Origin of the sequence: Rufibacter ruber, from assembly GCF_014138425.1 — a bacterium.
In the GTDB taxonomy this organism is placed as follows: domain Bacteria; phylum Bacteroidota; class Bacteroidia; order Cytophagales; family Hymenobacteraceae; genus Nibribacter; species Nibribacter ruber_C.
In genome coordinates this window covers 77,444-91,897 of the sequence record NZ_JACJIQ010000004.1, presented here as the reverse complement: position 1 = coordinate 91,897, position 14,454 = coordinate 77,444, and the positions used below count along the sequence as shown (strand labels likewise).

Genomic DNA, 14,454 nt, shown 5'->3' with positions numbered 1-14,454 from the left:
AGGGCTTGGATTTGATTAGCAATTATTCTTTCGGTTGCAGGGTGTGCAGGTAGTCCACCGCCTTTGAAGCTTCGCTGGCGGCGGTGAGCAGGCAGTGCTTGTTCTCTTTCAGCACTTTCAGCCAGTGCTCAATATACCCGGCGTGGTCGCCCTTTTCTATCGTGGCGATACCGAAACCGGCACAGAGAAAAGCAGCACCAAATTCGGCCACCAATTCTTCCGTGGCATAGTTCTGGTCGCCGAATTTCTTGCCGCCGGTGCGGTTCAGGCGTGGCTTGCTTCCTGTCCAATGGGTAAGCTCGTGCAGCAGGGTGGAGTAATAGCCCTCTGTTGCGGTGCAGCTTGTCGTTTCCAAGAACTGTTCCGGGTGGGGCATGACGATTTTGTCGGCAGAGGGGATGTAGCAGGCCCCTTCGTCCTTATGCTCGATTATCGCTTTTGTGTTATGGATGAAGTGTTCCACCGTATCGATCTTATTGACCAGGCATTCGGCATGTGTACTGGCTTCCGGTACGGGCGGGGTGTAGCTGACAAGCTGGCACCTGTTGAAGACGAAGGAGGTTTTCAGGAACGGGATTTTCTGCACCTCACCCTCGACTTCCTTTTCGATGGTGTCATAGTAGACGATCAGGCTGCCTTTCTCGCCTTTGCGAATGGATTCCTTTTTCTCCTGCCATTGTTTGAAGCTGGCCCATTCGGCGGAGTTGTAGCTGTTCTGGATGGAGGAGCACCAGAGCAGGACGATGTTGATGCCGCGGTATTTCTTGCCAGTGGTGAAATTGGCTGGCAGGCCCGGCAGGGCATTGTTTCCCCCGGCCCAAGGCTTGTTCCAGGGGATGGTGCCGGATTCGAGTTGTTGGATGATGGTGTCCGTTACGAGTTGGTGGACGTCGCGGCGAGTGTTGGCGGGGCCGGGTTGTTTCTGTGGTGCTGTGTTTCCCATTGGATTTCCTTTTCCGTTAGGGTTGATGGTTACAGGGGATAGACAACCGGAGGATCAGTGACCAAACCGGCTGTAATTTTGGATGGGCGGGGAAGCCCGATAAGGGCGGCGAAAATTATGGTTGGAGGCGGGAGCGGCTTCGGTTAAATCAACTGTGAAAACCATCGGCCCTTCCTTTGCAAGAAAGGATGCGAGGGGAAACCTTATAGGCACTAAGGGCAAGGCCAGGCCCAGTTGAAGCGGAAGATTTTTACTTAAATAGAACGTCACTGGCGTATGGAATGCAAAAGCCCCGCCTGATCAGGCGGGGCCAGTGGGTTATGCTCTCTGCTGGGTTAGCTTTGGGAGCTGCCCAGGGTTTCAATGCATCTGTTGATGTCCTCGATCTTCCAGCCGTTCAGCCTTGCGCTGATCTTGTACGGCTTCGGGTAGCGGCCGGATTGTATTCCCTTGTGGAAAGTCGAGAGGCTGATGCCGCCCAGCATACGCAACACCTCCTGGGTACGCAGGTATCCCGAAACTGAGGGTGTAGGTAGTTGGGGGGTTAGTTCTGTCATGGTTTTTCCTTTGCTGTTGCGGGTTGGTGGTGAGGCTGTCTAGGTAGTCGGCGTATTCCTGCATCATGGTGATGCGCTGGGGCAGGTAGTCCGCCCGGTCGTAGGCGCGGTCCACGCTGCTGCGGGGGACGTGGGCAAGCTGGCGGTCCACCGGCTCGTGCCGGAAGTTGAGGTTCTGTTTCAGCACCCCCATCGCCAAGGCTCGGAAGCCGTGGCCAGTCATCCTGTTCTTGTAGCCCATGCGCTCCAGCGCCTTGAGGATGGTGCCGTTGGACATCGGCTTCCTGGGGCGCGGGATGCTGGGGAACACGTATTCACGGCGTCCATTGAGTTCCTTCAGCTCGTGCAGGATCGCCAGGGCCTGGCGGGACAGGGGCACTTTGTGCAGCTTCCTTGTCTTCATCCGCTCGGCTGGGATGGTCCACATGGCTTTGCCGAAATCAAACTCCTCCCATTTGGCCTCAATCAGCTCGCAAGTGCGCACGAAGGTCAGCAGCATGAGCCTTAGGCAAAGCAGGGTCTGCGGATAGAGCCTGGCCCTGTTGGAGTGGATCGCCTCCAGCAGCCCGGGCAGCTCGTCCAGCGTGATGGAGGCGTAGTGCCCCTGCGTGTAGCGTCTGAGGCCGTGTTTCAGTCCGAAGGTCATATCCCGGTCCGCGCGGCCTGTCGCCCCGGCGTAGTGGAAGATGCGGCTGCACATGGAGAGCACCCGCCTGGCCATCTCGGGGCCGGTTTTCTCCACCTTCTGCAGGCAGGCCATGATGATGGCGGGGGTGAGCTGGTTGATCGGGTAGTGCCCGATCTGCTTGAAGGTGTGCAGCTCCAGGCGGCGCAGGATATAGGCGGCATGGCGCGGCGTCCAGGTATCCTTGTTCTTCTCGTGCCATTCCAGGGCGATGGCCTCGAAGGTCTGGGCCGCCTGGTACTGGGCAAGCTGCCTTTGCTCCTGCCGGGCAAGGTAGGGGTCGATATTCTGCCGGATCTGCTCCTTGGCGGCGGCAAGGGCTTTCCTGGCCCCGGCCAGGGAGACGTCGGGGTACACGCCTATGGAGAGGCACCTGGCCTTCCCGTGCATCCGGTACTTGTAGCGCCAGTAGCGCCCGCCGGTCGGCATGACCTGCAGGTACAGGCCCTCGCCGTCCGTCAGTTTATAGGGTTTGCCTTGCGGCTTTGCATTTTCGCATTGCAGGTAGTTAAGAGCCATGGCTCTTTCCTTTCTGTTGATTCGGTTGCGTGGTGTGGAATCGTGTTATGGGAAACAGGGAAAAGTACCCCATTTAGTACCCCAAAATGCGGACATGCAAATAAATATAGGTAATTGTTCCTAATGGGCAGAAATGCCAAGCCCGCTATATCAGTAACATAGCAGGTTTCTAAATTTTGTCTAGGAATAAATTCAAAGCAGTGGTGGCCCGAGCCGGATTGCAAATTATTAAACTTAATATTTGATATATCGCAATTAATCATCATTTTAAATTAAATAATTCTTATTCATTTGTCAACAAGCACTGCTTTCACTTACTAAAAATCTTTTGAACGTAAGATTTTGGCTGATAGGCCCTTGCGATGATATCACCTTTCACTAAGCCCTATAAAGCAATATCTTGCAAAAGAAACGCTTGATAATCGTCTAAATAATCCCTTTTTTTGAAGTAGAATGTCGTATAATATACGAAATCTACAATATATTGGTAATAAGAAGATTATGAGCGAGCCTGCAATAAAAAGTAAACTTGTTGAATGCAAACCGCTCTTAAAATGGGCTGGTGGCAAGACTCAACTGCTTCCCACCATATTGCCTAAGATACCAAGTTCTTTTAACAAATATATAGAGCCCTTTTTTGGAGGCGGAGCTTTATATTTCTCTTTAAATCCTAAAAATGCAATTATTGCCGACAGTAATCCTGAGCTAATTAATTTATATAGATCAGTTGCTGACAATGTAGATTTAGTAATTAAGCATTTAAGTCATTTCAACAACATAGAAGAAGATTTTTATGCCGCTAGAGCATTGGATTGGACAAAGTTAAGCCCACATCAAGCTGCAGCCCGCACGATATTTTTAAATAGAACTTGCTTTAATGGTCTTTATCGGGTCAATAAGAAGGGACAGTTCAATGTTCCTTTTGGCAAATATAAAAACCCTAAAATCATTGATAAAAAATCTTTACTATCTGCATCGCAATTACTAAGAAAATCGGAAATTGTATGTGGTGATTATAAAGACGTATTGAAAAAGTTCGCGGCACCTGGGGATGTTATATTTTTAGATCCTCCATATTTGCCAGTATCAGAATATTCTGATTTTAAGCGATATACCAAGGAACAGTTTTACGAGGAAGATCACCACGAATTATTTAGTGAGGTAATGCGCTTGCATGACCTAGGATGTCATATAATTCTCACAAACTCTAACCATCCATTGGTACATGAGCAGTATGGCAAATTTCAGGTAGAAGTTATTCCAACTAAAAGATATATTTCTTGTAACGGTACTGGCCGTACCGGTGAAGATGTTGTTGTGACTATTCCTCCCAAACCTCGCTTTAACTTAAAGCTTGTCCCAGCTGCACTCCCTGCCCAGGCTTTGAAATACCCATCCACGAGATATATGGGCTCTAAGAATAAGCTGCTGGAGGAAATTTGGGCCATTGCTTCACAATTCGATTTTGACACTGCTTATGACCTATTTTCTGGCTCTGGAATTGTAGGATACATGTTCAAATCCCAGGGCAAGGCAGTTATCAGCAATGATTATATGACCATGTCCTCGACTTTTACTAAAGCAATGGTGGAAAACAGTGCTGTTACTTTAAGTGAAAAGGAGGCTATAGCCTTGCTTCAACCTCATTCTGAAACAGATCACTTTGTTGAAAGCACCTTTGCAGGATTATATTTTTCTGATGATGAGAACAAACTGATTGATACAATCAGAACAAATATCAAACAGATTAATAATAAATATAAACATGCTATTGCAACTGCCGCGTTAATAAGAGCCTGCCTAAAGAAAAGACCAAGAGGAATCTTTACTTATGTTGGCCATAAATACAATGATGGGAGAAAAGATCTGCTTCTCTCCTTTGAGAGCCAGTTTCTGGAAGCGGTGAATTCAATTAATAATGCAGTCTTTGATAATGGCAAAAAAAATAAATCTCGAAATGGCGATGCCATGACATTGATACCAAGAAAAGAAAAATCTTTGGTATATATCGATCCGCCTTATTACTCGCCATTTTCAGATAATGAATATGTCCGTCGCTATCACTTTGTAGAGGGCATTGCAAGAGATTGGAAGGGAGTAGAAATACAAGAGCATACCCTTACAAAAAAATTCAAATCTTACCCAACTCCCTTTTCTTCAAGGAAAGGGGCTGCAGAAGCATTCAATGCATTGTTTAAGCGTTTCCGAAATAGTGTTATCTTAGTTTCTTATTCATCGAACAGTTTACCTACCCTTGATGAAATGGTTGCCTTGCTAGCCAAGCACAAAAGCCATGTTGATGTAATTCCTGTGAATTATAAATACTCATTTGGCAACCAAGGCAACAAGGTTGGGAATAATAAAAATGATGTTCAGGAATATTTATTTGTTGGCTATTAAATGAGACCTTGGCATTTAGGTAACACAACAGTAAGGAGTCCTTTTAGGCTTAGGGATGGTTTGATTGCATTAGCATCATCTGCATTGCAGGGTAATCTCAGAGGACGTGACCAGGAAATTGCCTTTATGAATCTCCTAGGAGAAAAAGGGGTAGTTACTTTACGAGGCGACGTAACTTACAGTGTAGGAAGAAAATGGCGTTCTGCATTGGAAAAACTGGGCTTTATTTATCCGGAGGTATCCAGAGAAATTAATCAAACTGACCTTGGCTTATTAGATGCAATCACCCCAAACGGTAGGCGTTTGATACAAGCAGAACCTGTTCCTGCTATTCAAGAGTGCTTTTTACGCTCTCTGGCTGCATTTTACATCCCATCACCTGTAGAGTCTGGATATGACTTTGCGCCATTCTCACCACTTAGGCATACATTAAGCATTTTATTAGAATTAGAGCGCATAACAGGTGAAAGTCGCTTGAATTTTATTGAAATGGCCGTTGTGGTACAGCTTTCAAATTCTAACCAACCAATCACTGAAATTGTAGAACAAATTTTAGCTTTAAGGCAGGCTAGACTTGATTCATCTAGCAAAAGGAGATTTGATCAGCAGGAAAAAGCTAAAGCTGCAGAAATACATAACTACGCTGCTAATACTTTCTCTGATTACGCCGATACAAATTTCCGTTACTTAAAAGCCACGGGATTAATTCAAACCAAAGGAAGAGGAATTTCAATTGTACCGGAAAGACGTGTTTTTATAGAAAAGCTTATTTTAGATCAAGCTGTTCCTGAAAATGAGTTAAATTATTTAAAAAATATTACTAATGGTGCGTCATTACCTACAGATAATATAGAAACTGGTTTAGAGGTACTAAAGGATTTAATTGATCAAGTACGTTCGAAAGGAATTGAATTTTCCCCACCGGATATAACACTCACAACTGCCGCTGATGTTTCGAATATTCGTCATGAAGTAGAAGATCAGCTTTTCAAGTTAAAAGAAAAAGAGTTTGCAGACCAACAGGTAGCACATTGGGAAGAAATAGTTGGTTATATGGACTTAATAATAACCAGACGCAAATCTCTTACACTAGCTAATGAAACAGAAATTGAAGTACCCCAAGCAGAAGCTCCTGCATATTTTGAATGGGTTCTGTGGCGTGCCTTTTTAGCAATTGACAGCCTAGTAAATGCTCCTTATGAGGCTCGCCGTTTTAAAATAGATCAGGATTTCTTGCCAGTTGGCACCGCTCCAGGTGGAGGCCCAGACCTCATCTTTGAATTCGAAGACTTTGTTATAGTTGGAGAAGTAACACTTACAGATAATTCTCGCCAAGAAGCAGCGGAAGGTGAGCCAGTTCGCAGACACGTTGCTGATCTTGTATCGCGCTATCCTAATAAAAGTGTTTATGGCCTCTTCATGGCAAATAAGATAGACAGTAATACTGCAGAAACCTTTAGAATAGGTGTTTGGTATGCTTCCAATGATGAGCGAATGACTTTAGATATAATACCCTTGACCCTAAAACAATTTAGAGACTTTTTCGTTGCAATATTTACATCAGGAAGAATTAATGTAAATCATGTTCTCGAATTGTTAAAATCCTGCACAACATTAAGAGGAGAGAACGAAGCGCCAGTTTGGAAAGCTCAAATTAATGAGATCATTACCGAAAAAGTTTTAGCATTAAGTTCTTATTAACTTTCTATTATATTATAAAGTTAGTAAACCTTTTTCTTAAATTATAACTGAGTTGATGATTATCCAATCTTCGAAAGCAATTCCCATAGGGTTCTACAAACCTTCTTTTTTTTAAATTGCTAAAAAACTGACAAACAAAATTTCATTAGTTTCATTAGTTTATGTGACTATTTCAATCAAGCCAGTGCTTAGTAAGTATCATTGTATCATTAAAAGGCTTATACTGGTCATTCACCCGCCCCACTTCAATTATAATAGGCAATTGAGCTGCTAATCCAGCCAGTATGCAACTGCCCCTTGGAAGTATCGGTAAAGAGTCAAAAGAAACTTTATCAAGGTATGAAATTGTTTTTTCTACTGCCTCAATATCTTTATTGTTAATCAAACGATGTAAAAAATAGTTGTGAAGTTGTGATATAATTGTACTTGAGATGTCGGATGGCCTTTGGCTAGCGATCGTTAAGAACACCCCAAACTTTCTCCCTTCTTTGATAATTTCCTCAAATGTCTCTAAACGATAATCCTTCCAGGTTTCACTTTCACGATCTGATGAGTGAGATAAGATATTATGAGCTTCATCAATAATGATATTAAGGTACTTCTCTTTGTTAGCCTCTCGCTTTTTTTCTTCATATATCTGCCTGCAAATAAGCAAAGGCAAAACCTTGCGCATATTTATATTTACATCTTTTAACGAAACAACAGTTAAAAGATTTACCCTATCATTGCTAGTTTTTATCTTTACAACCTTTTCCAGTTCCGCAACCCTATCATCAAGTCTTCCCATCAATGGGCCTATGTGTTCTTTATTTGAAAATCCATTGTGTATTTCATAATAGAACTGAAATAATATTTTAAGCCTTATTACTTGAATTTCTGACAATTCGGTTATATCAGGAGTTAGAGCATCTACTTTTCTATAGATTATTTCCTGCACAAATGCAGGGGTATTAGAGTAAGTTGTTCCATAATAATAATTGCGATTGCCGGAATGGAAACTCAAGTTTCTTTTGTAATCTGCAATTAAGGCAGATAGACCGTTTACTTTATTGATAATACCAAATTTTGCTAACTCATCTAGAAAGCTATGAACCAATCCTTTTTCTTGGTTGGGAGTTATTTTGGTAGTTATTGTTTCTAATGCCTGTTTAACTAAATTTAAAAAGCCAGAGTTCGACCTGATATTGCTTTCCAAAAAATCATTTTTTAAGGTCCTAGAAACAAATGGAGTTTGGGTTTTTTCTGTGCAATGAAGTATTAGTGACCAAAAATGTTCGTCATTAATGACTGTGAGAGAAACTGGGTATCTTTTTTTGCTACCGCTTTTTCCGGTTGAAAGCCGGTAAACTGATTTGTATTTTTCTTCAATCAGAACGTCATCATCAATAGTATCATCAGGATTGATATATTCGCCATTAAAATCAATGGCAAAGAATCTGGCATTTGTTTGAAACTTCTTGTTTTCTTTAAATCGGTTTATTAATTCGTGATATAGTTTTGCTAATGTGTATGATTTCCCGCTTCCTGTATTACCAAAAATACCAATATGGCTTGCGAATAGCCTATCTACACTTAACTCAATTGATTTTGTTTTTTCTTGCGCGAGATTACCAATAGTAATAGTTTCTTCACCGGTTTGAACAAATTTGTGGACTAGATTAAATTCGCTCACAGTTAAAAGAGAAACCTCATTGTCTATTAGAGGTAATTCTTTTATTCCCTGTTTAAATAAACCTTCTTCTAAGTACCCTATCAGTGAAATTTGAAGTACGCGCTTAATTTTTTCTTGGTAGTTGTGATAGATGCGGTCATTGTCAGACTTATTTTCAATTATAAATTCGCCTTCAATCTTTCCAACTAGGTAGGTAAATCCTTTTGCTATTTTTACATAGCTACCAACTGATACATTTTTTAATAACTCGCCACGAAAGAGTAAGTGCGATGCGTTCTTCGTTGTATCAACACGAACTTCTACGCTTCTTCCTCTTACAGCGATTACTTCGCCAACTTTAATGATACTATCTATTATTTCCATCTCAAGCAACAACGGCTGGCGGCAAGGTCACATTTACAACTATGTCTCCTTTCCTTTTTTCAAAGGATTCTTTATCAAGCTCATGAGCTAATTTAATGAACCAAGACTTGTTCAATGTGGCAAAGTCACCACTTGTGATGACCTCTACATTCTGAAACTTAAAATCATTCATCTGCAACTTGCCCTCAATATCTAATTTAGAACTGTCGCTATAAGCAAAAATGCAGATCAGTAATGTAGGATTAGAATTTGCGACACGCTTGGTAATTTCACGTATATGCTCATCTGCGAAAGAGAAACCAAACACAAACAAAATAGAGTTTTCTTTTTCTAGTTCATTCGAATAGATGCGAAGAAGCTCGTAGTAAGTGTATTGAATTGTTGTTGTCTCGAATTTATCCTTAGTTGGATTTATCATCACGAGCTGCCGGTATGCAGCAATAAATTTTTCAAACTCACTGTCAATATGCAGTGATTTTGCATCAGCGAACAACTCAGTTAGCTTTTTGTCCTTTCCTGTGGCATCTTTTAGAGATGATAGCAATTTGCCAGACAATCTAACTTTGTTGATTTTGGATAACGTGCTTAGGCTTGCATCAAAAACTATATCATTAGCATCAGTTTTCCAAGTTACTGAACCATGTAACTTATATAGATTAAAAAGTGGCAGCTCGGCCTTGTTCTCGTAATGGGGGCTTTTTTGGAATATACTTTTGCGATAGTTACTTGTGGAGAAAGTCGGATTTAGCTTTCCTGAAAAACCATCATTATATTCAATATTAAGTTGTTCAAGAGTTGTATCAAGAAAGATATCCATATTGGTTGTAAATAAATTTACTTGTTTACCAATAATGCTGCTTTTTCGCCTAAGTAGTATAATATTAATAGCTATTAAAAAATCGATATAGTTCTGCTTTGTATTTGCAAGTTCTGTAGGGTCAGTCGCAAAAGCACTGTCAATCAAGCCTCTATTGCCTAATATTGCTTTCTGGAAGTAATCGCTTTTGATTGATACTTCTACAATCGTTTTCTCATTAGAAGCAGGCTCAGCGGAAAGCTCTGTTAGAATATTTTCTACATTCCCTAATGTCTCAAAGTAATTTCTAGATGCCCCTGAACCTATAAGGAAGTTAAGGTGGCAACTTTCAACTATTTTCTTAAACTTATCATCTTCCATTGTTTTGCCTGCTGTAATTCTAGCTAATGTAAAATAAACCGCTTATTACTTCCAATTTATTTTTCAACACCAACTTAGTTATAACATTTATGATAAAAATTTCCTATAATCATAGATTAACTTCATGAAAGAAGGATGGGCAATGGCCGTATCCAAACCAAAGTCATAAAGCATTGTTTTTAAACCTATTAATTAGAGCTCTCTGGTATTGCAAACTAACTCACTAAAAATAAAACTGCACAGCCTCACCTAAGCAGTTAATCCCCGATCACGTAATAGGCTAATTTTAACAGAAGTATTCATCTACCTCTTTTTATGTTTCTTTGCCGCTCCCTGCTCTGCTTCATCTCATCCATGAGCTGTTCCTTCTCATGCTGCTTTTTTCCTAGAGCCATTGCCCTCACATAGTCGCTTTTATGATTACCTGATTTGAGTATGCCATCTAATAGCTCCGGCTCGTGAATGTTTAGCAGATAGCCATTGTTAAAACCTTTGATGAAGTAAATTTCTTTTTCCTGCTCTTCCATAACTATAATGCATTATGCGCATGCTTATTTAGATAAGATTCAATCGAATCTGTATCATAAAGAATGATCTTCTTTTCAGGCTGAGTAAAGCGTATGGCCCCGGTGTCTCTAAGCTTTTGCAGAGTTGTTTTACTAGTGATACGCAGCTTGTGCATAGCCTCTTCGCCTGAAACCCACTTATCCTCTTGAATGTTATTCTTTCCTTTGACTCTATCAACTACTTTGTCAATGAGAGTATAAAAAGCCTCTTCTTCTAAGCAAATAACTTGCATACAAATAGCATGGTACTTAACAAATATAATCTTTGACTTGAATACCTGCAAGGATAGTCATTTACCAATCATCTTATTTAACTAATCATTTGAGAGACAAAGCTTCAATGGTACTCTCTCTTGCGCTATGTCGTATGAAAAAAAGCAGTTGCAAATTTTACCTCGCAACTGCTTTATAGATGATGCACCAGAATAGAGCCTATAACAGAAAATTGATTGTTTATAACTGGACTATTCAACCTGAATTGTTTGACCTATGTTTGACCCAATAAAAAAAGCCGCTTAAAAAAGCGGCTTTTTCACGTACCAGGAGCGGGAATCGAACCCGCACGACCTAATGGTCACAAGATTTTAAGTCTTGCGTGTCTACCAGTTCCACCATCCCGGCATCCCGTTCCTACAGGAGAAACGGAGTAGGTAGATAAACAAAAGACGTTACCGAAGCAACGTCTTTTATCTGGAGCGAAAGACGGGGTTCGAACCCGCGACCTCGACCTTGGCAAGGTCGCGCTCTACCAACTGAGCTACTTTCGCGTTTTTACTAACTCGCTGTTTGAATTAGTGATACAAAGGTAGGCGCTTTTTCTCTAAAGTCAAGAGGTGCCCATAAAAAAATCTTCACCAAACGCATTTCTTTCTGAAAATCAGGCAGAAAATTTTTCAGTCTTTTCTTACCCTCACGCGTTTCCGGGCTGTTTTCCTGAAAACAGCCCAGAAACAAGGTTTCCTTTTTAGGCTACGCTGGCGCGAGTCTCCAGACTCGCGCCGAAAGGTGGGTGGAGTCTACAGACTCCCGTGTTTTCTTTCAGTGCCTCCCGGCGAGTCTGGAGTCCCGCTTCATCCTTTGCCACGAGTATGGAGATTCGCGCCAGAAAGTACCCGTAAATGCCGTTTTTGGCCTGTTTTCGCCAAAACAGGCCAAAAACGGAAAAGCACGCTCCCCTCTCTGCGGGAGAGGGACCAGGGCGAGGCCCTTATTTCTTGTCTACCAGCATTTTCAGCTCGTTGAGCTTGAGCAGCGCCTCAACCGGCGTAATGGTGTTAATGTCCAGCTTCTCAAACACTTCTTTGATGCGCACCAGTTGCGGGTCGTTGAGTTCAAACATGCTGAGCTGGTACGGCTGCTTGGGCAGGCTTTTTAGGGTTTCCTGCGGGTCTTGGTGCGGATGGCTGATTTTCTCCTGCTCCAGGTGGTGCATGATTTCGCTGGCGCGTATGACCACGCTGTTGGGCATGCCCGCCATCTGGGCCACCTGTATCCCGAAGCTGTGGGCGCTGCCGCCTTCCACCAGTTTGCGCATGAACAGGATCTTGCCGTTGCTCTCTTTCACGCTTACGTTGTAGTTCCGCACGCGGGGGAAATCTTCGGTGAGCTGGTTCAGTTCATGGTAATGCGTCGCGAACAACGTTTTGGCCCGACCTTTGGACGCGTTGTGCAGGTGCTCTACAATGGCCCAGGCAATGGAAATCCCGTCATAGGTGCTGGTACCGCGGCCAATCTCGTCCATCAAAACCAGGCTGCGGTCAGAGAGGTTGTTCAGGATGCTGGCTGTCTCGGTCATCTCCACCATGAACGTACTTTCGCCGCGGCTAAGGTTGTCTGAGGCACCCACGCGGGTGAAGATTTTGTCAATCACGCCCAGCTGCGCCGCCTCGGCGGGCACAAAACAGCCAATCTGCGCCATGAGCACAATCAAGGCCGTCTGTCGCAGCAAGGCACTTTTACCCGCCATGTTGGGCCCCGTGATGATGATGATCTGCTGCTCGTCATTATCCAGCCTGATATCATTGGGCACGTAGCGCTCACCGGGCGGCAGTTGTTTCTCAATCACCGGGTGACGGCCTTGGGTAATGTTCAGTACCGTGCTCTCATCCACCTCTGGCTTCACGTAATTGTTCTGCTGGGCCAGCTGCGCGAAGTTGGCCAGACAGTCCAGCACGGCCAGCGCCTTGGCGTTCTGCTGAATCTGGGGCACAAACTCGGCGGTACTCAAGACCAGTTCGTTGAAAATGCGCTGCTCAATCACATACAGGCGGTCCTCGGCGTGCAGAATCTTCTCTTCGTAGGTTTTGAGTTCCTCGGTGATGTAGCGCTCGGCATTGACCAAGGTCTGCTTGCGTATCCAGGAGCCGGGCACCTTGTCTTTGTGCGCGTGCGTCACCTCCAGGTAATACCCGAACACCTTGTTATAGGCAATCTTCAACGATGAAATGCCCGTGTTCTGCACCTCGCGCTGCTGAAGCTGCAACAGGTAATCCTTGCCCGAGAACGCAATGGCCCGCAGTTCGTCCAGCTCGGCGTCAATGCCGTCATTCACCAGGTTTCCCTGGTTGGTGAGCACGGGCGCGTCTGGCTTGAGAATGGCTTTGATTTCGTCCCTGATGCGTTCACAGGGCAACAGTTGGTCGGCCATTTTTTGCAGGGCGGGCACGCCGCTCACCGCCAGCAGTTCTTTGATGGGCAGCGTGGCCTCCAGCGCCCGCGCCAACTGCAGCAGCTCCCGCGGGTTCACGCGGCGCACGGCCACCTTAGAAATGAGGCGCTCCAGGTCACTGATCTGCTTCAGGTAATGGCTGATGTCCTGCAGCAGCTCGGGGCGTTCCTGCAGCCCTTCCACAGTGTCTAGCCTTCTTCTTATCTGCGCCGCGTCTTTGAGCGGCAGCACCAGCCACCGGCGCAGCAGGCGCGCACCCATGGGTGTAATAGTATTGTCCAGCACGTCAATCAAGGGCACGCCCTCCGGGTGCTGCGGATAAATCAGCTCCAGGTTGCGCACCGTGAAGCGGTCCAGCCACACGTACTGGTCTTCCTCCAATCGGCCCACGGCCGAAATGTGGCGCAGGTCATGGTGCTGGGTCTCTGCCAGGTAGTGCAGCACGGCGCCCGCGGCGGTAATGCCCTCGGTGAGGCCTTCCACCCCGTAACCTTTCAGACTCTGGGTATTGAACTGTTTGGTGAGCGTCTCCAGCGCAAAGTCATAGCTATAGACCCACTCGTCCAGGCCGTAATGGCAGAAATCTGGCCCGAAGCTCTGGAAGAACGTCTCTTTCTTGCCTTTGCAGAACAACACCTCGGCGGGGCCGAAATTCTGGAGCAGCTTCGCCACGTAGCCCGCATCGCCCTGCGCCAGCATGAAATCACCGGTAGAGGCATCCAGCAGCGCTATGCCAATCAGCTCCTTCCCGAAGTGCAATGACGCCAGGTAGTTGTTGCGTTTCTGGTCCAGCACCTGGTCATTGAACGACACGCCCGGAGTCACCAGCTCGGTCACGCCGCGCTTCACAATGCCTTTCACGGTTTTAGGGTCTTCCAGCTGGTCACAGATGGCCACCCGCTCCCCCGCCCGCACCAGCTTGGGCAGGTACGTGTCCATAGAGTGGTGCGGAAAACCGGCCAGGGCTGTCTCGGCGGCGCTGCCGTTGCCGCGCTTGGTGAGCATGATGCCCAGGATCTTGCTGGCCTTGATGGCATCTTCACCGAAGGTCTCATAAAAGTCGCCCACCCTAAAGAGCAGGAGCGCGCCCGGGTGTTTGGCCTTGATGGCATTGTATTGTTTCATCAGCGGCGTGGCGCTGAACTCTGCAGATTTACTCAAGGTGGTAATGTGCTAATATTTTTAAGGTACTGATGTGCTCGT

General features: G+C 44.8%; 9 protein-coding genes and 2 tRNA genes. 2 read left to right on the top strand and 9 right to left on the bottom strand.

All coding sequences use genetic code 11. The features are described 5' to 3' along the window. Positions 1-22: 22 nt before the first annotated feature. Together FHS90_RS06055 and FHS90_RS06045 are read right to left on the bottom strand one after the other, a co-directional pair. Complete coding sequence (locus tag FHS90_RS06055) at positions 23-943, bottom strand: ArdC family protein (protein ID WP_182512365.1); 921 nt, start codon at positions 941-943, stop codon at positions 23-25. 360 nt (positions 944-1,303) lie between these two features. Beyond that, the gene (locus FHS90_RS06045) at positions 1,304-2,704 is read right to left on the bottom strand and encodes a tyrosine-type recombinase/integrase (RefSeq protein ID WP_246386721.1); all 1,401 of its coding nucleotides are present in this window, start codon (positions 2,702-2,704) and stop codon (positions 1,304-1,306) included. Between the two features lie 501 nt (positions 2,705-3,205). Here FHS90_RS06045 and FHS90_RS06040 point away from each other — a divergent pair. Together FHS90_RS06040 and FHS90_RS06035 are read left to right on the top strand one after the other, a co-directional pair. Beyond that, a complete protein-coding gene (locus FHS90_RS06040) occupies positions 3,206-5,104 on the top strand; it encodes a Dam family site-specific DNA-(adenine-N6)-methyltransferase (protein ID WP_182512363.1) in 1,899 nt (632 codons plus the stop codon). Between the two features lie 60 nt (positions 5,105-5,164). Beyond that, positions 5,165-6,805 (top strand): AlwI family type II restriction endonuclease, encoded by a 1,641-nt coding sequence (locus FHS90_RS06035; RefSeq protein WP_220482999.1) that lies wholly within the window; start codon positions 5,165-5,167, stop codon positions 6,803-6,805. Positions 6,806-6,977: 172 nt separating this feature from the next. On the opposite strand, the gene FHS90_RS06030 is transcribed toward FHS90_RS06035, so the two are convergent. The 7 genes from FHS90_RS06030 to mutS form a co-directional block, all read right to left on the bottom strand. Further along, on the bottom strand, positions 6,978-8,840 hold the full coding sequence (locus FHS90_RS06030) for an ATP-binding protein (RefSeq protein ID WP_182512361.1): 1,863 nt from the start codon (positions 8,838-8,840) through the stop codon (positions 6,978-6,980). 1 nt (position 8,841) lies between these two features. After that, positions 8,842-10,017 (bottom strand): hypothetical protein, encoded by a 1,176-nt coding sequence (locus FHS90_RS06025; RefSeq protein WP_182512360.1) that lies wholly within the window; start codon positions 10,015-10,017, stop codon positions 8,842-8,844. Between the two features lie 299 nt (positions 10,018-10,316). Then, positions 10,317-10,544, bottom strand: a complete 228-nt coding sequence (locus tag FHS90_RS06020; protein ID WP_182512359.1) for a hypothetical protein — start codon at positions 10,542-10,544, stop codon at positions 10,317-10,319. A 2-nt stretch (positions 10,545-10,546) separates the two neighbouring features. Then, positions 10,547-10,816: a helix-turn-helix domain-containing protein gene (locus tag FHS90_RS06015; protein WP_182512358.1), complete on the bottom strand. Its 270-nt coding sequence runs from the start codon at positions 10,814-10,816 to the stop codon at positions 10,547-10,549. 304 nt (positions 10,817-11,120) lie between these two features. Beyond that, positions 11,121-11,204 (bottom strand) — tRNA-Leu (locus FHS90_RS06010). 70 nt (positions 11,205-11,274) lie between these two features. After that, positions 11,275-11,350, bottom strand: a tRNA-Gly gene (locus FHS90_RS06005). A 440-nt stretch (positions 11,351-11,790) separates the two neighbouring features. Then, on the bottom strand, positions 11,791-14,376 hold the full coding sequence (mutS, locus tag FHS90_RS06000) for a DNA mismatch repair protein MutS (RefSeq protein WP_182512498.1): 2,586 nt from the start codon (positions 14,374-14,376) through the stop codon (positions 11,791-11,793). Positions 14,377-14,454: the final 78 nt, after the last annotated feature.